This is a genomic window from Polyangium mundeleinium (assembly GCF_028369105.1).
GTDB lineage: Bacteria > Myxococcota_A > Polyangia > Polyangiales > Polyangiaceae > Polyangium > Polyangium mundeleinium.
The window spans coordinates 11,991,470-12,010,305 of sequence record NZ_JAQNDO010000001.1; the positions used below are offsets into that span (position 1 = coordinate 11,991,470).

18 protein-coding genes are annotated in these 18,836 nt (G+C 68.2%); 9 read left to right on the forward strand and 9 right to left on the reverse strand.

The genetic code is table 11. The features are described from left to right. Positions 1–37: 37 nt before the first annotated feature. From POL67_RS47430 to POL67_RS47440, 3 genes are all read left to right on the forward strand, one after another. Positions 38–841, forward strand: coding sequence for a hypothetical protein (locus POL67_RS47430; protein WP_271928460.1), 804 nt, complete (start codon positions 38–40; stop codon positions 839–841). A gap of 270 nt (positions 842–1,111) precedes the next feature. Then, positions 1,112–1,681, forward strand: a complete 570-nt coding sequence (locus tag POL67_RS47435; RefSeq protein ID WP_271928461.1) for a hypothetical protein — start codon at positions 1,112–1,114, stop codon at positions 1,679–1,681. Positions 1,682–1,691: 10 nt separating this feature from the next. Further along, the gene (locus tag POL67_RS47440) at positions 1,692–1,907 is read left to right on the forward strand and encodes a hypothetical protein (RefSeq protein WP_271928463.1); all 216 of its coding nucleotides are present in this window, start codon (positions 1,692–1,694) and stop codon (positions 1,905–1,907) included. 24 nt (positions 1,908–1,931) lie between these two features. Here POL67_RS47440 and POL67_RS47445 read toward each other — a convergent pair whose 3' ends face one another. From POL67_RS47445 to POL67_RS47460, 4 genes are all read right to left on the reverse strand, one after another. Then, positions 1,932–2,348: a hypothetical protein gene (locus POL67_RS47445; protein ID WP_271928465.1), complete on the reverse strand. Its 417-nt coding sequence runs from the start codon at positions 2,346–2,348 to the stop codon at positions 1,932–1,934. Positions 2,349–2,438: 90 nt separating this feature from the next. Beyond that, the gene (locus POL67_RS47450) at positions 2,439–3,653 is read right to left on the reverse strand and encodes a hypothetical protein (protein ID WP_271928466.1); all 1,215 of its coding nucleotides are present in this window, start codon (positions 3,651–3,653) and stop codon (positions 2,439–2,441) included. Next, the gene (locus POL67_RS47455) at positions 3,653–4,882 is read right to left on the reverse strand and encodes a PEGA domain-containing protein (protein WP_271928467.1); all 1,230 of its coding nucleotides are present in this window, start codon (positions 4,880–4,882) and stop codon (positions 3,653–3,655) included. Before POL67_RS47455 ends, POL67_RS47450 begins: the two co-directional genes overlap by 1 nt. A gap of 62 nt (positions 4,883–4,944) precedes the next feature. Further along, on the reverse strand, positions 4,945–5,859 hold the full coding sequence (locus POL67_RS47460) for an RNA polymerase sigma factor (RefSeq protein ID WP_271928469.1): 915 nt from the start codon (positions 5,857–5,859) through the stop codon (positions 4,945–4,947). A 604-nt stretch (positions 5,860–6,463) separates the two neighbouring features. Here POL67_RS47460 and POL67_RS47465 point away from each other — a divergent pair. Then, on the forward strand, positions 6,464–8,299 hold the full coding sequence (locus POL67_RS47465; RefSeq protein ID WP_271928471.1) for a TIM-barrel domain-containing protein: 1,836 nt from the start codon (positions 6,464–6,466) through the stop codon (positions 8,297–8,299). A gap of 3 nt (positions 8,300–8,302) precedes the next feature. On the opposite strand, the gene POL67_RS47470 is transcribed toward POL67_RS47465, so the two are convergent. From POL67_RS47470 to parA, 4 genes are all read right to left on the reverse strand, one after another. Next, complete coding sequence (locus POL67_RS47470) at positions 8,303–8,764, reverse strand: VOC family protein (RefSeq protein ID WP_271928472.1); 462 nt, start codon at positions 8,762–8,764, stop codon at positions 8,303–8,305. A gap of 149 nt (positions 8,765–8,913) precedes the next feature. Next, on the reverse strand, positions 8,914–10,302 hold the full coding sequence (locus POL67_RS47475; RefSeq protein ID WP_271928474.1) for a hypothetical protein: 1,389 nt from the start codon (positions 10,300–10,302) through the stop codon (positions 8,914–8,916). Between the two features lie 217 nt (positions 10,303–10,519). After that, the gene (locus POL67_RS47480) at positions 10,520–11,215 is read right to left on the reverse strand and encodes a hypothetical protein (protein WP_271928476.1); all 696 of its coding nucleotides are present in this window, start codon (positions 11,213–11,215) and stop codon (positions 10,520–10,522) included. Further along, on the reverse strand, positions 11,166–11,849 hold the full coding sequence (gene parA / locus POL67_RS47485) for a ParA family partition ATPase (RefSeq protein ID WP_271928478.1): 684 nt from the start codon (positions 11,847–11,849) through the stop codon (positions 11,166–11,168). Before parA ends, POL67_RS47480 begins: the two co-directional genes overlap by 50 nt. Positions 11,850–12,525: 676 nt before the next feature. Here parA and POL67_RS47490 point away from each other — a divergent pair. Both POL67_RS47490 and POL67_RS47495 read left to right on the forward strand, forming a co-directional pair. Continuing rightward, the gene (locus POL67_RS47490; protein WP_271928481.1) at positions 12,526–12,984 is read left to right on the forward strand and encodes a hypothetical protein; all 459 of its coding nucleotides are present in this window, start codon (positions 12,526–12,528) and stop codon (positions 12,982–12,984) included. Then, positions 12,981–14,078, forward strand: coding sequence for a hypothetical protein (locus POL67_RS47495; protein WP_271928483.1), 1,098 nt, complete (start codon positions 12,981–12,983; stop codon positions 14,076–14,078). The genes POL67_RS47490 and POL67_RS47495 overlap by 4 nt, the downstream gene beginning before the upstream one ends. 448 nt (positions 14,079–14,526) lie before the next feature. Here the strand turns inward: POL67_RS47495 and POL67_RS47500 are convergent, their stop codons facing one another. Continuing rightward, positions 14,527–15,069 carry a hypothetical protein gene (locus tag POL67_RS47500; protein ID WP_271928486.1) on the reverse strand — a complete coding sequence of 181 codons (543 nt, stop codon included), beginning with the start codon at positions 15,067–15,069 and terminating at the stop codon, positions 14,527–14,529. Positions 15,070–15,552: 483 nt separating this feature from the next. On the opposite strand from POL67_RS47500, the gene POL67_RS47505 reads away from it, so the two are divergent. The 3 genes from POL67_RS47505 to POL67_RS47515 all read left to right on the forward strand — a co-directional run bounded on the left by POL67_RS47505 (position 15,553) and on the right by POL67_RS47515 (position 18,835). After that, positions 15,553–16,926 carry a hypothetical protein gene (locus POL67_RS47505; RefSeq protein WP_271928488.1) on the forward strand — a complete coding sequence of 458 codons (1,374 nt, stop codon included), beginning with the start codon at positions 15,553–15,555 and terminating at the stop codon, positions 16,924–16,926. Positions 16,927–17,029: 103 nt separating this feature from the next. Further along, the gene (locus POL67_RS47510) at positions 17,030–17,539 is read left to right on the forward strand and encodes a hypothetical protein (protein WP_271928491.1); all 510 of its coding nucleotides are present in this window, start codon (positions 17,030–17,032) and stop codon (positions 17,537–17,539) included. A 141-nt stretch (positions 17,540–17,680) separates the two neighbouring features. Next, positions 17,681–18,835, forward strand: a complete 1,155-nt coding sequence (locus tag POL67_RS47515) for a hypothetical protein (RefSeq protein ID WP_271928492.1) — start codon at positions 17,681–17,683, stop codon at positions 18,833–18,835. Position 18,836 lies beyond the last annotated feature (1 nt).

The following is an 18,836-nucleotide window of genomic DNA, read 5'->3' on the forward strand; positions in this document are numbered from 1 at the left end:
TTGCGCGCGCTTCTCCTCCTGTGGTCCCATGCCGCGCATGAGCAGCCCCTCATTCGATCCCATCCAGGGTAAGCAAGCCTTCGACACACTCCTCCCTCGCTACAAGGCGATGCCGGTGGAATCCCTCTCCGTCGTGAATGCCGACGCGGGCCTCGTCGCCGTCGCGGCGCTCGGATTGTCCGCACGGGCGAGCGAGCCGAAGCTCCTCGCCCGCTACAAGAGCCTCCCCGCGAGCGAATTCGACGCGAGCCTCGTCGCTCTGCTCCCCACGGCCGCCTGGGCGTGCTGGTACGCCGCGACCGAGGATCAAAAGGCGCGCGCTCTCTCCACAGAGGCGAAACTCCCGGTCGAACTCGTGCAGAAGGCCCTCGCCATCGAGGCGCGCATGCAGGCCTGCTGCGAGTACCATTTGAATGATCACCCCGAGGTCGGCCCCTACCTCGCCATGCTGCGCGGGGGCACGGGCCACCGTGACCTCGCGGCGGATCTGCTCGGTTATGCCAGTGTGTATCGAGACCATTATGACGCGCTCTCCATCGATAAAAAGCACTTCCGTTCGACCGACGCCGACGACGCCGTGAAGGTCGCGGAGGAGATCCTCGCCACGCTGGGCGCGCGGCTTGGCCCGGAGGCGCGTGCGGCCGCCGATGACCTCGCTCGCGCGTTCACGCTCTTGCTCGATACCTACGAGGAAATCGCCTCCGCCGGCCGGTGGCTCTTGCGTCACGAGCCCGCGCCGGAAAAGACCTTCCCCTCGCTCTTCAGCGTCGTTCGCTCCCGGGCAGGCGGCCGAGGCAAGAAAAAGCCCGAGCCCGCCCCGGCAGGACCCACCGGAGGCTGAAAAACCCCTCCTGGAGGACGCTGACAGGCGCGCCGGGGCTCCCAAACCCCCCTCCCCGGGTCGTCGACAGGCGCCGGAGGGCTCCGAAACCCCCCGCCCGGCGCCGGGTTCCGCTTTTCCAACTCAGCCCAACGGCCGTATCCTCTCGTCCGCAGGCAGGGGGGTGAGCTCATGGGGAAGGGGCGGCTTGCCGGGGCAACGTTGTTCGCTACGTGCATGGCGGTGTGTTTGGCGCCCATGGGATGCGGGGCGAGCGATGAATACGCCGCCATGCCTGTGCCCCCGACCGAGGGGTCGCTCCCCGCGAGCACGGTCCGGGCGCTTCAAGCATGCGCGGAGAAGCACGCGGGGCGGCTCGGGCGCCATGCGTACGAGATCGACTTCCAGGTCGAGTTGACCGACAACCAGGTCTCCAAGGTGAGGCCCAAGGGTCCGCGGCTCGACGACGCCGGCCTCGAACGGTGCATGCTCGATGCGCTGCGGACGATGGCGGACGCGGGCTACACGCCAAACCCCGACGAGCTGATCTCGCGCGGCGGCCTCTTGCCTGCGCGGGGCCTCTTGGCGAACGTGTCGGTGATCTCCCAGTTGATCCGACTCGCCCCGCTGATCGTCTCGGCATCCGGCGTGACGATCGTCGTGGGCGTCGCGGTCCTCGTCGTGGCCGCGGCCGTTTCCTTGAAGGATGCCGCCGACGAGGACGCCGAGAAGGAACGGTGCAAGAAGGTCAAGCAAGGCTGTATCGAATTCTGTGCCGATACGACACTGCACCAAGGGATGCACGAACCGCACTTCACCCGTTGCCTACGAGCGTGCATGGAGAAGGCCAACTGCCCGTAAGGAGGAGACAATGGACCGAGACACGGCCGAAAAGTTGAACAAGATAACCCTCGAAGCCTATTTCAAGCTCCACGACGCCGTCGCCCTCGTGCACGCGAGCTGCTCGTCACCCGAAAGAAAAGAATACATCATGGGATTCGGGAGAGCGCTCGGGTATCTTTACACGGACGTTCTGAGTCCACTCTACAAAGAGTATCCGGATCTCAAGCCCGACAACATCGCGTGACCGGGGGCGCGAGGGGAACCCTGCTCATGGCAGAAGTCGAACAGGGGTCCCGCCGCGCCCGAGCGCACGCCATTCGATCAGCGCGAGGCTGACCACCTCGGAGGCTATCTTGTGGATTTCCTCGATGAGCAGCGCTGCCAGCTCTTCGCTGGCCGGGCTTCCGTGGAAGACGCGCCGACGATGCAGATGGGTGAGCTTGTCCCCGGGGACATAGATGCGGTGATCGCTGCCGACGAGGTAAAGCCCGCCCCGTAGCCGCTCTGCAAGATCTTCGAGGAATCGCTCCGATTCGCGGTAGGTCAGCGCATACCAGGCGCTCGCCGCCTCGCGGCTCTCCGGCTCGCGAAGATAAAAGCTTTCGACGTAGAGCCTGCCATCGCTCCGGTGCGCGTACGCCGTCCTGAATCTGGGGTCCAGCCGGGCAAAGCTTTGGGGAATCATGGCCTCGTTCCCCTATATTCACCGGAGAGAGAATTTCGTGAGGCGCATCGGGTCGATTTTCCCCGGCGGTCGGGAGAGCCGGGCCAGCGGCTACTTGGGCGGCTGGGGCTCGTCGTCGAACGGCGACCGGCAGCAAAACGTCACGGCCTGCGCGGGGTCGCGCTCGGCCGAGCCTGTCGACTCGCCGCCCGTGGAGAGGCAGATGCCGGGCATGTACCCGAGGTCCGTGATGGCTTTGCCGCCGAGGGCACGGCCGACGGGGTACACGTTGACGCACTGTTCGCCGTAGCTGGAAAGGCCGACGTTGTCCGCAGGCACTGCGCAGGCGCCATCGCTGTAGAGCCGCAACGTGCCCAAACACGCGCTCCCCACCGGCGCCCCGCCGCATTCACACGTCGTGCAGTCGCGCGTGTCGATCGGCTGCTCGCCGTAGAGCTCGTACCGCGCGAACGTGTAGTTGCCGGGGCACGTCTCGTGGATGCCGTCGAGCGCGACGCACTGGAGCCACGGCAGCGGCGCGTTGTGCATGCAGCGGTACGTCGTCGGGTCGCAGGGCTCGTCGAGCTCCTTCGCCTCGCACGCGACGCCTGCTGTCTCCCAGTCCGTCGTCTTCACGAACGCGGGCGGCGTCGAGCTGATCGGGCAAGCCTCGCTCGAAGGGCCGGGGAGCGGCGAGGCGTAGACGGACTGCGCGCACGGCTCGCCGTTGCACTGCGCGCCCGAAGGCAGCGCGTTCGCGCTCGTGCACGCGCCCTCCCAGCCGTCGGGCCCGCCGAACGGGAGCGACGACGCGTCGCTCTCCGCGCACGTGCCCGCGCGGACCTCCAGGCTCCCGGGCAGCCCGGTGCATGTGCCTTCCGACATGGCGCACGTGCAGGCCTCGCACGCTGCGGGTGGGGCGACGAGGCCCGTGAAGCGGCGGTACTTCTCGAAGAAGACGACGTCCTCGGGGAGGCCTGCGGCCTTGCGCGCCTCGTCGCAGCTCGTCGGCGCGAGGGCGCGAGGACCGACCCACAGGAGAAAGGGCGTGCGGGGCCAGCTCCCCGCGAAGTCGTCGCTCGGCTCGGGGAGGCAGCGGCCGGAGCAGGAGGATTGCGGCGCTGGGGTGCCGGGATCGATGAGGGAGTCGGCGTCGCTTCCGGCGTCGGCGGCGTCGGGGCCGGCGTCGGCGGGGAGGCACCACGGATCGGGGAAGGGAGCATCGGGATCGCACTCAGCCACGCCCACGTGGGGCGAGCTCGAACAACCGCCCGTCCAGATGCCCAGACCCACGATCAACCCGAAGGACAAACCTCGGCGCAACATCAGAAGCTCCATTCCGCGAGTAGCTGAGACGTGATCATCATCGGCGGCTGGTCCACGAAGATGGCTTGACCAGCAACCAGTTTTGTGCCGCGGGCGAGCCCCAGCGCCTCCGCTGCCGCTTGCACGGAGAAGGAGGAACCGAAGCTGAGCCTTGCTCCGATCCGGCCCCCCACACCGGGCTTCACGAAGGAGAGCGACCGCTCCTTGTAGCTGGTCCCTTCAAACTCGATGTTGATCACACCGAGGTGCCCGACCAGGCAACCGTAGAACCAGCGGTAGTGTCCACAAGCGTTGAGCAGGGCGCCTCCGGTCATCGCGTTGATCTGCCCGCCTTGCACGCCCGACGTGAGCCACGCGGCACGTCCTTCCACGCCGATCGACACGTACTCGTTCGTCCTCAAACTACCCGCGAGGACGCCGCCCACCGCCGGGCTCCACGACGCGACGCCGAACACGACGACGGGGCCCGCGCCGATCGTCCCTCGCAAGCCCGGCTTCTTCTCCTGCCCGGCCACACCGCCGACGATCGGCTCACGCCGCGCGCGCTCGTCCTCCGGCGGTTCCTCCACGGTGTAGACCCGATCGACGTCTCGCCGACGCAAGAGCCGCTCCGACGGCGGCAGCGGCTTCTTCCGCTCGCGCAGCGTCAGCGTGATCGTCCTCTGCTCCCCCTTGCGCGCCGTGAAGCTCTCCACCGCTGGCTCGTACCCGTCCAGCGTCGCGCGGAGCTCGTGCTCGCCCGGCATGACGAACATCGACAGCGCGGAAAAGCCGTTCTTGTTTCGGGGCTCGCTGTCGAGCGTGAGCTTGGCCCCGACATGCGAGATCGTGACGTCGATCCACGCGACCTCGGCGCGCGCCGCGTCGTACGCCTTCAAGAACCCCTGTCGTTCCTCGGAGCTCGCGCTCGATGCGCGCTGGATCGCGTCGAGCAAGAGGTCGGCCGCATCGACGGGGCGACCAAGCTCGACGAGCAGCACCCCGAGCCGGCCTGCGATCAACGGGTCATGACGGACCGCGAGCGCTGCGGCGTAAGACCTCGCGGCTGCCGTCTTGCGGCCGGCCGCACGCGCGTTGTCTCCGTCGATGACGTGGGCCGTGAACGTCGCGTTCTTCGCCGCGTCCGCGAGAGCGTCCGGCGGAACGGGAGGCGCGGCGCGTGGCTCGTCGGCAGCCGCAGGGGATGCAATGCCGACAAGCGCGATGGCCACGACGACGAGGGGCCGCATCCCGCTCCACAATACTCCATGCGCGCGGCGCCGAGGAGCCCAAGCGGTCACGCGACGAACCCCTAACGCCGCCGGAATTCGAGGTCCGCGACGTTGTCGAGGAAGGGCTCATCCGTCGTCGCGGCTGCGGCGCCGCGTGCAGTCTCGACCGGCTCAGCGGGCTTCGGGCGAGCCGCGGGCAGCTTTGCGCTCACCTTCGCGGAGGAGGGCGCGGGCGCGGGGACATCGACACGCGGCGCAGGCGCGATCTCGATCACGGCGGAAGCGCTCTCGGCCGTCGCCCCATGGACCGCGGGCACGGAGAGCCCCGCACGCGCGGTGTGCACCGACGGCGAAGGCCACGAAAGCGCCGCGATGATCCACACCGTCAGGAAGTCCCCGCCGCGCCGAAAGAAGGAGAACAGCCTGGCCAGTATCCCGGTGCCCTCCCGTTGTTCCTCTTCGCTCTCGACGCAGAACGGATACACGACGCGCAGCTCGTCGCGGCTGATCCCGCTCTCCCTCTCGATGTACGCGCGCGCGTCCTGGAGGCGCTTGCGGGAGGCTTCTTCGGTGATCCCGAGCAGCTCGGCCGCCTCCTGGTGTGAGTTTTCCTCGATGCAAACGAGGTAGAGCACGATGAACAGCGGCTCCGGCATCGCCTGGAGCACGAGCCCGACCTTTCGTCGCAGCTCATGCATCCGGGCGATGCGCTCCGGGGAAGCGTGCGGCGAGAGCACCGAAACGGCGCCGTCCTCCGTCGCGAGGCACGCGTCCCGCTGCCGCGTCCGCTCCGCGCGCTTCGCGATGTTTGCGGCGATGCCGAGGACCCATGACTTCAGATCACCCTCGTCTTCGCGGTAATTCGGCAGGCTCGCGACGGCCTCCGTCATCACGACTTGCACCTCGTCTTCGAGGCTGTCGCCGTCCTCGCGGCCCTTCCGGCGGCTGGCGAGGAAGCGCTCGACGTCGGGACGGAGGTCTGCGACGCGAGCCAAGAGGTCGGAATGGCGGGGGGCAGAACCAGCACTCATGGCCTGTATTCACCGGAGGCGAGGTTTCGTGAGGCAAAAACTTCACCCGACATGTCGATTTCAACGGTGGGTCCCTGGATCGTGGGACCACGAGAGCGAGTCACGGAAAAAGGCGTGGAGGAGAGGTCCCCGCGAGGTCCGGCTTTGATTTTTCCTCGGTCCCGTCTCCCGGTGCTGCCGGGTGGGTGCTCGCGAGGCGTTTGCGCACGGAGCGAGAGGACGTCCTCCACTGCGAATACCGTCCCCAAATCGAGGCGCCGCGTCAAGCGACAAACGCAGAAAGTTACAGATTTCCAAACCGGTGGGGTTTTACCCGGGGCCCTGGGACGAACGCCGGGGGGGGTCCCGTGCGTTCGATCGGTCCGCCGCGCGAGCCGGGTGCATGTGTTCAGAGGCGGTCGGGCTTCTTGCCCAAGCCCAGGTGGACGAAGGCCTCGGCGCGCAGGAAGTGGAGCGGCTCGCGCAAACGTGGGGCAGAAGAGGGGAAACCCATACGCTCCTGTGGATGCCAGACGTCCCCTTCGAGACGAGCGTGGCAGGGGGAAACGAGCCGCGATAGGCTCCCCCAATGAAGCTGGCTTCGTTCCCGTTGCATTTGTTACCATTGCCTCTCGTCGTTCTCGCGCTCGCTGGTTGCTCGGACGATCCCAAACCGACCCCCCCGGACCCGGCGGATCCTTGTCTCCGGCCCGCCGAGAACCTGCCCGAGCCCACGCGCCACACGCCGCGCTGGGCCTTCGAGCCCTGGATCTCGAAGGACATCTCGGACGGCCCGGACACGTATGCCTTCGTGTCCGGCTTCCGCGAGCGCGACATCCCCGTCGGCGCCGTGGTCCTCGATAGCCCGTGGGAAACCCATTACAACACGTTCATCCCGAATCCCTCGCGGTACCCCGATTTCGGCAAGATGGTGGCGGACATGCACGCGGACGGCGTGCGCGTCGTCCTGTGGATCACGAACCTCGTGAACGCGGTCTCGTACGACCTCGAAGAAGGGGGCGACGGCTACGTGGGCGCCTCGCCGAACCTCGCGGAGGGCGAGACGTGTGGGTATTTCGTCGAGGATTCGGCGCGGTTCGCATGGTGGAAAGGCACGGGCGCCGCGGTCGACTTCATGAACCCGTCGGCGCGGTCGTGGTGGCACGAGCAGCAGAACGGCGTGCTCGACATGGGGATCGACGGCTGGAAGATCGATTTCGGCGACAGCTACGTCCGGCTCGATACGGTCACGACGGCCGCGGGGCCCGTCCCGCACCAGGAATACTCGGAGGCCTATTACCAGGACTTCCTGGCCTATGGCGTGGCGCGGCGCGGGCCCGAGTTCGTCACGATGGTCCGGGCCTGGGACGAGTCGTACGATTTCAAGGGCCGCTTCTTCGCCCGCAAGGAGCACGCGCCCGTCGCGTGGATGGGCGACAACCGCCGCGATTGGGTGGGCCTCGAGGACTCGCTCGATCACATGTTCCGCTCGGCGGCCGCGGGGTACGTGGTGCTCGGCTCCGACATCGGCGGGTATCTCGATCGGGACGACAAGGACCTGCTCGGCGAGCAGATCCCGCTCGACCCCGTGAATTTCGCGCGCTGGACCGCGATCGGCGCGCTCTCGCCGTTCATGCAGCTCCACGGCCGCGCGAACATCACGCCCTGGACCGTGCCGCAGAATGGGACCGAGATCGCCGACATCTATCGATTCTGGTCGAAGCTCCACCACGAGCTCGTCCCCTTCTGGTACAGCCTCTCCGAGGAAGCGTATGCCGGGGCCGCGGTCCCCGTGCGGCCCGAGGGCGCGGAGGCGAGCTGGCCCAAGGATTATCGGTATGCGATCGGCGACGCCCTCTTCGTCGCGCCGCTGCTCGATGGCACGGGGAAGCGGGACGTCACGCTCCCGGCAGGAGCGCGTTATTATGATTTCTGGACGCCGTCGGCGGCGCCGATCGAGGGCGGGACGACGGTCGCCGCCGATTTCTCGGCCGATCTGCAGAAGGTGCCGCTGTATTTCCGGTCCGGCGCGATCGTGCCGATGCACGTCGCGGACGAGGTCACGGGGCTCGGCAATGCGGCGTCCGCGGGCAAACTGACGGTGCTCGTGTTCCCGGACGCGACGTCGTCGAGCTTTTCCCTGCACGACACGGATGACGTGGTCACCGTCGTGAAGGCGTCCGCGACCGCGAATGCGGCGTCCGTGTCGATCTCGCGCACGCTCGTGGAGACGCTCCTCCGCGTCCGCGTGGAGGAGGAGCCGGGCAGCGTCACGATCTCCGGCAGCGCGACGACGAAACACGCCACGCGGGCCGCGCTGGATGCGGCCCCCTCGGGCTTTTATTACGAAGCGGAGACGCGCTCGGCGTGGGTCAAGGTCCCGGCGGGCGCCGGGGAGAGCGCGATCGAGCTCCAGAAACCCTGACGATCAGCTCGTCTTCGGATCGCGGAGCCGCTGGTAAAACCACCAGTGGTGGCCGCCGATGTCGACACACTCGTATCCGCGATCCGACCAGTATTCCTCGCCGTAATCGACGGTCGCGGGCTCCTTGACGATCCGCGCGCCCGCGTCCCGGGCCCGCGCGCAGTGCGCCTCCACGTCGTCGACGTACACCAGGATGTTCTGCGTGTTCGCGCCGCCGATCTGGCTCGGGGCCCTCATGTACGGGAACTTCTCCGGTTTGGGATGACCCACCATGATGAGCCCCTCGCCGTACCCGAGCTCCGAGTGCTCGACCGACCCGTTTTCCCCCTCGACGAGCAGCCGCACCTGGAATCCGAAGGCGCGGCAGAGCCAGTCGATCGCGGCCCTCGAATCCTCGTAGTAGAGCGAGCACGAAATGCGGGGCCAGTTCGGCGGGGCCGGCTTCGACGGTTCTTGCGTGGTCATGTGGTTCCCTCCTCCTTCGGAGCGCGCGAGAGTTTTCCCAAGGCCCGGACATGCGTCAAGGCCTTCGGCTCGCAGAGGAGGTTTTTCCGGGAAATGGGCGGGACAGCGGGGAGCACGCGGGCACGCCGCGCGCTCCCCTCACCCTCGGATCACTCGAGCGTGATCTCGAGGTTGTACAGCGCGCCGGAGTAGCCGTACGTCGAGTTCGTGACCTTGATGTAGTACTTCCCGGGCGCCGGGATCGGGTCGCTCGTGAAGTCCTCGTGGTAGTTCGAGTCCTCGCTCACGCCGAGCGACGTGGTGCAGTCCGAGCCCACGACCTCGACGACCGTGTCCGTCTGCGCCTCGCCCGCCGACGTGACGACGTGGATGACCTTGCCCACGTCCGCCTCCACGGCGTCGATGACGAGCCAGTCCTGGTCGTCCTTGTCCGCCATCTTGAACGCGTCGAGCGACGCCGGCAGCGACGCGACCGCCTGCGCCTCGCCGCAGGTGTTGTTCGGCTCGACCTCCGCCGGGACGATCTCCGTGATCGACAGGTCGAAGCCGTAGCCCGACGTGCCCGTGTTGTCCCAGTAGATGAAGTAGATCGGGTCCGCGCCGACCTCGACCGTGGGCGCCTCTTCGAACGTGATGAGGTCGGTGAACTTGCCGCTCGCCGGCAGCACCGCGAAGCCGGGCGACGCGTCGGGCGAGTCGGCCAGCGCCTCGACGGCGATGATCTTCCCCGGGCCCGTGGGCGTGTACTGGTAGAGCACCGTGGCGAACGGCTGATCGATCGTGCCGTTGAGGTTCATGCCCGGCGTGAGCGCGGTCGGCTGGCGCGCCGCGATCTGCAAGCTCCCCGGCGCGGGCGAGAGGATCTCCTCGCCGGGCAGGCCGCTGGCGATCGTGACGTCCGCCGGTCCGGCGGCCGCGGTCACGTCGGTGAAGACCGTGAGCTCGGCGGCGTAGAGCTGCGCGTCCGCGACGTCGCCGAAGACGCCGCCCGCGCTGGAGACCGCGAGGTTCGTGTAGACGAGCGGCTCGAAGAACCCGTCGCCGGTGGTCGTCAGGTCGAACGGCGTCGAGAGGTCCCGCTGCTTGGCGCTCGCGATGAGGATCGAGCCCTGCGCCTGCGTGCCGAGGAACGACACTTCGAGCGGCGCGTCGAGGGAGAACGCGCCCGCGTAGGTGACCTTCGACTCGCCCTCGCTGACGTTCACGTCACGCGGGCCGATCGCGGCCGAGGCGTCGATCTCGATCGTCGCGACGATCGCCGTGGGGCTCGCGATCTTCTTGTCGACGACCGTGACGCCCGGCCCGAAGTCGAGCGACGCGGCGTCGGTCCAGGTCGTGTTGAAGCCGCTGATCGTGATGTCCGCGCGGCGCGAGATGAAGACCTTGCCCGGCGTGACGGCGCTGATGCTCGGGTCCGCGCTCGGCCCCTCTTCACCGGGCTGTCCCGCGGGCCCCTGCGGACCGGCATCCCCGGAGCAACCGAGCGCAAACAGCGTGACGAGAGACAACGACAGAAGACCCACTCGGCTCATTCGCATGGGAAAAAGCTCCTCGTAAGGGGATTTGGCGGCGTCGCTCGGCACGTCCGAGCGAGAGCCACCAAGGGTTGAGAGTACGTAACGAAGTCACGGCGACGGGGGGCCGGCGCCGAGCGGTCATGTTCAGCGCAAAGCGGGGCGCTTTCAACCGCTGTGCAAGATTTCTCCGGTTGACGGGGAGCCCCCGCGGGGGGACGGAATTTCGTCACACGCAGGACTACGCGGTCGCGGCGTATCCGCGCCGACGCACGACGCTGAGCAGAATACGGCCGATCTCCACGATCTGCTCGAAGCGGCGGGGAGGCCATTCCACGTGCGGGAAGGGCTCCTTGCCCCAGAACGGGGACGGACGCGGCGGCGAGGCGTCCCCGGGCGCGGCGGAAGCTTCGGCCGTGCCGGCGCCGAGGCGCGGCGCGAGGTGATTCGTGAGGGCCTCGCCGATGACGTTGCTGAGGTCCCGATCGTGCTGAATGCAATGGATCGTAAGGCGCTCGGCGAGCTCCGGCGTCAGGTAAATCGTGACGGGGCGGAGCGGCACGCCGCCCACGACCGTCGGCTCGGGCAGCGGCGAAGGCGCAGCAGGCGCGGGCGCGGCGACGGGCTCGGCAGGCGCGGCCGCGGCCGCGGCAGGCGCTTCGGCGCGGGCCTCGACGGCGACGACGGCGCTCTCCGGGACGGGCGTGACGCTCTCCGGGACGGGCGTGGCGTCGGCCTCGGTCCCCGCTTGGGGGCTCCGCTCGGACGAGCCGAGCTGCGCCCCCAAACCCCCACGCTCCGCTTTCGCCGGGGCGCGGCGCGCGCGCTTCGGGGCCGCGGCTGCGGCGGCGGGCGGCTCGTCTCCGCTGACGAATGCGTCGATCGATTCAGGCGACGGCGGCTTGCGGAGCGAAACCGCGACTTGCTTCTTGGCCATGGTGAAACCTCGTGAGCTCGTCGAGCAATTGGTGAATCTCTTTCGCGGAGGCGTCGCGCGGGGCGTACGTGGTCACGCCCTTCCCCACGGCGATCGCCTCCTGGTACGCCACACGAAACCCGAGCTCGGTGCCGAGGACCGGCAGGCCCGAGGTCTCGAGCGCGGTGCGCGCGCTCTTGGCGAGCGCCGTGCGGCCTTGCTTGCGCGTGATGAGCACGCAGCCGGCGAGTTTGTCCCGCAGCGCGCGCGCCTCCTGGAACACCTCGATCGCGGCCGTGAGCGCCCAGGCGTCGGCCGCGGTCGGGCCGCAGGGGAAGACGGCGACGTCCGCGACCATGAGCGCCGATCGGGTGATCTCTCCGTGGCGCGGCGGGCAGTCGATGATCGTGAGGTCGTACGCGAGCGAGACGCTGTCGAGCTGCCCGGGGCGATGCATCTGCGCGCCCATGGCCACGATCGTCGGCGCCTTGTGCCCCGCCTCGTTCGCGACCTCGCCCCACGTGCGCACCGTGCCCTGTGGATCGGCGTCCACGAGGAGCACGCGCTGCCCCTGCGCGAGCGCCGCCACGGCGAGGCTCACGGCTGTCGTGCTCTTGCCGATCCCACCCTTCTGTCCGGTGAGCGCGATGATCATGAAGCCCCCCTACCGGAAGCGACGCCGCCGGGCCCAATTTTTTGTGACGCACCTCGGACGCGTCGCGCCATGCCGAACGGCGGACGCGCCGGAAGCCCTGGAACGACGCGGCGACGAGGCGCGCGTCGCTTCGCGCGGAGGTGAACGACGCCCACCACCGCGGTGATCGGCACGGCGTGGCGGACACGGGAGGGCACAGAACAGGGCGAGCGACAAGGAGAATTCGGGGCCACAGCCTGGACGTCCAGCAACGTCCGTGGTGTGCGCGATACACGCCACGATTGCGCCGCCCGCGTTTTCCTCGATTTGCACCGAACACCGACCGCTGCGTGCATACGGGCGTCGATATGTGGGGACCGAGGGACGCCGACGAACCGAATTGTCGGTGGAACGAGGACAAACATCCCTTGACCCCCGGAAAAACCCCCGGTAAGGCCTACGGATGCGGGTTTGTCGACGTCTGGCCTTGGGCGTAGGAGGAGCCGTATTTCTCGGGGCCCTGGCTTCCTCCGCCGCGAACGCAACCCCCGGCGCGCCCACCAGACCGCCCACGCCACCGGACCCATCCTCATCCTCATCCTCATCCTCCCCGCGCGGCCTCAAGTCGTTCTCCGTCGCCGCTGGCCCGCTCGCCCAGATCGGCGGGCCCGTCCCCAGCCTCTATCACGCGGGGGGCATGGTGAACCTGAGCATCCGGAGCCCGATGTGGCTGTGGGACCTCGGCACGACGTTCGCCCTGGCCGTGGTCCCCGAGGAGCGCTTCCTCGCGCCGATGCGCGGATACGACGTCTCCCTCTTCGCGCACGTCGGCGTCCGCCCCTGGGCGTTTTTCGGGGTCTTTGCCGGCGCTCGGCTCGGCGACTGGTACGGCTGGAACAAGACCCCAAGTGGCCCCCTGGAGTCCAAGGGGTCGAGCGGGGCGGCGCTCCTCGGCGCCGAGTTTTCCTGGCGGTTTGCGCAAAGGCTCTCCTTTCGGGTTCTCGCCGAAGGTGGGTACACCTTCGCCAAACCCACGCTCCGCGTGGACGCGAGGTTCGACCAGAGATGGGGCCCGCCGTTTCCTGTGTTCGGCGTCCTCTCGATGCAGATCATTTACGACATCATGCAATACGAAACGAAGGAACCGTTGGAATGAAGCAATTACGCTTTGCGCTCGTTTTGCTCTCGATGTCGACGTTCGTCCTCGGCTGCGAGGTGGAAACCGAGGACGTGGTTTACTCCTGCGACAACCCGGACATCGGCCACTTCGATTCCAAGGGAAACCCCGACCCGTGCCATCTGGAGGAGAAAGGGAAGCCGCAGTCCATTTGCATGGGAGGCTGCGAGGAGATTTCCCTGGCGTTCGAGCGGACGATCGTCGCCTTGTGGGTGGGCCCCGAGGGCAAGGAGCCGGCGTGCCCGAAGCAGGCGCCCAAGGCGGTCTTTAATGGGTATGCCGGGCTCACGGCGCCCCCGATGTGCGCCCCGTGCCGATGCTCCGAGCCCTCGTGCGTCTTGCCTTCGGTGCGCGCGACGGCGGGGGACGCGTGCGGCGGGAGTGTCGTCGGCGCGGTCGAGCCGCCGCCGTCGTGGGAAGGCGGGTGCCTCGCGGGGCCGTCGCTCGGGCCTGGGACGTTCAGCTCGGTGCACATCGGCGCCGTGGGCACGGCGGGCTGCGAGGTCATTGAGGATCCCCTGCCGGTACCGCAGTTTGCGAGTGCATGGCCGGCCCAGTGGGCGGTGGCCGCGCGGGCTTGTGCTGCGGAAGAAGAGGAGAGCCCGCCCGCGTGTGCAGGGGCCGCATGCGTGCGTGGGATCGAGAAGCTTCCGGCCGGGTTTCAGCGCTGCCTTCGTTACCCCGAGGGGACGGAGGAGAGCGAGACGCAGGTGTGTCCGGCGGAGTTTCCGGAGCGGCATGTGTTTTATGCAGGCCTCTCGGATACACGCGAATGCACCGCGTGCTCGTGTGCACCGCCGGCCGACGGGATCTGCATTGCGTCGGTGAGCGCGTTCCAGGACGCGAGCTGCGGCGGTGCGCCCATGCCTATCTTTCAGAACGCGGCCGTTGGCCTGAACGCCTCCGCCTGTTACGACACGTCCATGCCGCTCTCCCTCGGCTCGATCTCCGCGGGGTGGTTGGCGGAGGAGCCGGGGTCGTGCGTGGTGGCGGGCGGCGAGGCGATTGGGGAGGCGGTGCCCAGGGATCCAAGCGTCTTCTGCTGCGAGCCGCTCGTGGTTGCGGCGGAGTAGACCTCGGGGAGGAGGTCCAACGACCTCCGACCAGAGGTCCAACGACCTCCGACCAGAGGTCCAACGACCTCCGACCAGAGGTCCAACGACCTCCAACCAGAGGTCGGCGACCTCCAACCAGAGGTCCAACAACCTCCGACCAGAGGTCGGCGACCCCTTACTCGAGATCGGCGACCTCGTACGAGAGGTCCAAGGACCACGTTCTGAAGGTCGGCGACTTCCTTCTCAAGGTCGGCGACCTCCTACGCAAAGTCGGCGACCTCCTACGCAAAGTCGGCGACCTCCTACGCAAGGTCGACGACTTCCTACGCAAAGTCGGCGACCTCCTACGCAAAGTCGGCGACCTCCTACGCAAGGTCGGCGACCTCCTACGCAAGGTCGGCAACCTCCTTCTCAAGGTCGGCGACCTCGTCGAAGCGGAGTCGGTCCCTCCTCCGTAACAAGCCACTCAACCGCGGGCATTCACGCACTCGGATCGCCCGATGCGCTGCGAGTAGCTGCCTAGGCGTGGATCGGCGACCTCGCGGATCGCCCCGTCGGCGGCGACGAGATAGACGACGATGAGGCCGCGGCGGGCCATGCGGTCAGCCCCTTCGCGGCTTCCCATGCAACCGATGACGTTTCCCTCGGACGACGAGGCGACCAACGACCAGTCGACCTGCGTGTGCTCCGGGTTGGCACGGCGGAACTCCGCGAGCGCCAACGAGCCTGCGCGGCGCGCCGCGTCGAACTCCTCGACGGTGAGCCGCGGAATCCTGCGGTGCCGAGCAAAGAACGAGAGCTTGAAGCCCGCCAGGGGAGCCGCCAGAGCGGCCAGCACCGCGGCGAGGACTCCGTTTGCCCCGAAGTGCTTCGCCGCGAAGAAGGTTCCGACGGCCGCGCCGCCGGCGATCAGCGCATCGACCCATGCGATCCACGCAGGGTTCGGTGGAACGTCGACGAAGACGCTGTCCGGATCATCGGCGAATTCACCAAGCTTGCCCCGCGACATCGGCTCAGACTGCATAACGGCATGTCGCCCGTCCACCCCCCTCGGCCAGGACTTCGGGTCGTGGTCGCGACCCATCTCCGACGCGGGTCGTGGTCGCGATTTCTGCCAACGCGCACCCAATGGCCATCCGGCTGAACCGTCCCCGAGATCCCATGCCCCCCTCGACCCGTCCGCCCGAAGTCCGGAAACGCGCCCTCGCGCTCCTCGTCGCGGCGCTGCTCTCGTTCCTGGCGAAGCCGGCCGAGGCCGCGCAGATGCTCCACCAGGACCTGGCCTCGCTCGCGTTCGAGAGCGAGGCCATCGTCCTCGCGCGGCGAGGGCCGGAGCAGCGGCGCGCGACCGGGGAGACCGTTATCGAGCACCACGTCCTGGAGTCGTACACGGGCCCGCTTCGCCCGGGTGATCGCGTGGAGGTGTCGTACGACGGCCACGTCCTCGAACCGTCGTGGGGGTGGCCACGCCCCGCTCCGGGTGCGACCGCGGGTGTCGTCTCGGGACGAGGTGGTCCTCTTCCTCCAGCCTACCGACAGCGACGCGGCCGGCGCGCCGCCCTGGGAGCTGTCGGGCCTGCGCATCTTCCGGGACGGCCAGGCCTACCGCTTCGAGCAGCACATGAACCCCGGCCTCTCCGAGCCCGTCCCGCAGCGCGCGGATCCGTTCGACATCATGGGGGATCCTCGCGCCGGCGCGCCGCTCGATCAGGACGGCCTGCGCCGCGCGATCGACGCCGCTGTCGCGCGGGCCCGAGCCGCCCGCGAGGCGATCGCGGCGCGGGCCACCCCCGAGGGCCGGCGCAAGCTCGTGGAGCTCATCGGCCCGCCCGCGGACGACGACGACGCTCCCGTGCCCCTCGGCCACGTCTCCTCCTGGGACGATCGCATTGCGACGAAGGCCATTGAAGCGCTCGCGAGCACGGGGGATCTCGACGCGCTCCTCGACGGCGTCGCGCGCCGGGTCGGAGGCGTCTCCTTGCCCATGATCCCCGAAAGCGTGTCCGGTCCGAGCCTCCTCGCGGCCGCCGCTTCGCCCGCCGTGCCACTCCACCGCCGCCTCGCCGCCCTCACGCTGCTGGAGATCGGCAGGTTCCCTCTGTCGAGCAAGCTCGATCCATCGCGCAAGCACGCGCCCCAGCTCGCCTCGCTCTACGACGATCCGGAGCCCGAGGTGCGCGCCGCCGCGCTCGACCTGCGCTTCAGCGCGCAGGAGCCGCCCCCGCCCGTCGCGGCGGCCCTCCTGGCCCGCTGGGGTCGCGAGACCGACGCGCACGTGCAGTGGAGCCTCCTGGAGAGCGCCGAGCATTTCGCCCTGCGCGAGAAGCTCCTCGGCAGCCACGACGTGATCGAGCCCATCGTATGGGCGAGGCGCCGCCGCCGCGTCGTCGACATCTTCCTGACGAGCACCCGTGAGCGCCGCCCTCACGTCTCCCGCGTCGTCATCACGGCGCGCGCCGGCGACCACGCCGCGGGCACGCTCGACCTGATGCCGGAGATGCTCTCGGGATCGATGAGCGGCCGCACCGAGATCGACCACGCGTTCCTCGCGTTCACGCCTCCGCTCGCCCCGGGCCATTATGCGCTCGACCTGCGCGTGGACATCGAGGACGACAAGAAGCAAAGCCTCTCCCGCCGCTTCACGCTGCCCGCCCTCCGCGTGGGCGGCGCGGGAGCGGCCACACCGCCGCCCGTGCCGCCGCGACGGTCGTGCGCGTGCGCGTCTCCGGGCTGCACGAGCGAGGCGGAGGAGGTCGAGGCGATTGTGCTGCTGTGCGTGGGTGTCGCCGTGGCGAGACGGCGGCGGGGGGCCGGGCGGCGCGACGACGGATCTACCGGCGGCGTGGCTCCGCGGGGCGGGCGGTAGCTCCGGGGCCAACATTTCTTGACGCAATCAGGACGCGGGCCGCGCCGTGGACGCAGGCCCGGCCGTGGCGCGGGTGCATGCGACCTCTTGAAAGCCCCGGCAGATGAATTCGTCGCCGCGTAACAAGACGGTGGTCGCAGGCGAGAACACCGCGGCGAAGGAAAGGTCCGAGGCAGCAGCCGCCCCCGAATCGCTCGACGAGCTTTACCGTGAAGCACGCGCCGTCGCATCGGCCTATAGCCCCCCTGAAGCTGCTCGATACCCTGAAGAGGCAGTCACCGATACCAACAAAATCACGGCGATCGAGAACCTGCCCGACGCTATCGACGACCACGTGGGGACGGCCTGGGCCAATGACCTCCTCGGCGGCGAATTCGGCAAGCTCGCCCCGCAGGCCATCCAAGATGGTGAACCCGTCACGGCGAACAAGGCGCTCGGGAACGCGAACCAGGCGCGCGCGGCAGCCTACGGCCCCGCCTACGAGAAGTATCTGTCGTTCAAGCACGTGGTGCGCGAGGTGCACCGTCCGGCGTCGAGGAGTATAAGCGGATTCACCTGCGCGCGAGCGCCGGTGCGGAGTGAGGAAGCGGCATCTCCTTACGAGGAGGGCTAACTTGCACAGGAGGGCGCCCCGGTTCTGCGAAGACCCCGGCGCCCCTTGCGTCAGTTTTGTAGACTTCCAAGGGGGCTCCCGGCTAGGCTCGGCGCGGCCGGTGCATGACGACCGTGCATGGCTCCATCGGAAAGTTCGTCCGTGACCCCCTTCGCACGCTACTTCAAGCTCAAGGATGCCGAGCGAACCGACTTTCGGTTGAGCACGAAGCTGCCCGAGCACCTGCGGCTTTACGTCGATCTGGACGGATCCCTCCCAAAAGTCGAGCAGGCCCTCCGCGTCGAAACCCCCCTCCTCGTCGTAGAGGGGGATTTTGGAACGGGAAAGAGCCACCTCCTGCGTTACGTCGAGCACGTCCTCCTCGGCCCTGACAGCCCGCTGGTTCGTTTCGAACCTGTCTACGTAGCGCTTTCCGGCTTTCATCGACGCTCGAACTTCCTGTCGGTCCACCAGCAGATCGCCCCGGAGTTCATCAAGAAAGCCACCGCAGCGATGCAGGCGCCGGGAAAGGAGAGGGAAAAGCGGCTGGATGGGATCCACGGCATTACGGAGAACATGCGCCTCGCGTTACGGGATCTCGGACTCCCGGGCGTGGGGACAGCGCATCCCGGCGCCACGACCGCCAAGCAATGGCTGATGGCGAGCAGCAAGCTTTCGGGTCCCGCCATGGCCAAGGCGAAGTTCACATGCACACTCTTCGAGGAAGCAGGACCGACGCAAATCGTGGAGCTTTACAAGGCCATCAGTGACCTCCATCGGAGTGTCTTCGGCAAGAAGCTCCTGCTCCTCCTGGACGAGGCGGAGACTTTCAGCAACGTCGTGGATATCGACGCGCAAGCCAGCATCGGCAGTGGGATGCGCACCCTGTTCGACAGCGAGAATCAGAGCTTGGGTTTCTTCCTCGGCCTGAATACACCGCGGGTGCGCGGCGGCATCCATCCATTGCTCCGAAGTGACGTACAGAGTCGAATCGGAAACCGGCAGCTCCGCTTGAAGCCGCTCGGCACCGCGGAAGACCGCAGCCAGTTCATGGAGCGGCTTTGGCCCGGCTTGACGAGCGACGCCAACAGCCTGCCATTCCTGCTCGAACGAGCGGCCTTCGACCTTGTCGCGCATCGCCTGGAAGACCTCTACCGCAGGCTGGTCCGGGACGAAGAGCAGCTCTTCGCTACGTCGAGCCCCCGAGACCTCCTCCACGTGCTCTCGGACATCGGACTGAACGCCGTCGAGAAGGGCGTCGAACCTCCGATCCGGGCGGACATGATCCGGCGCTGGTACGCCATGACGAAGGGCTAGC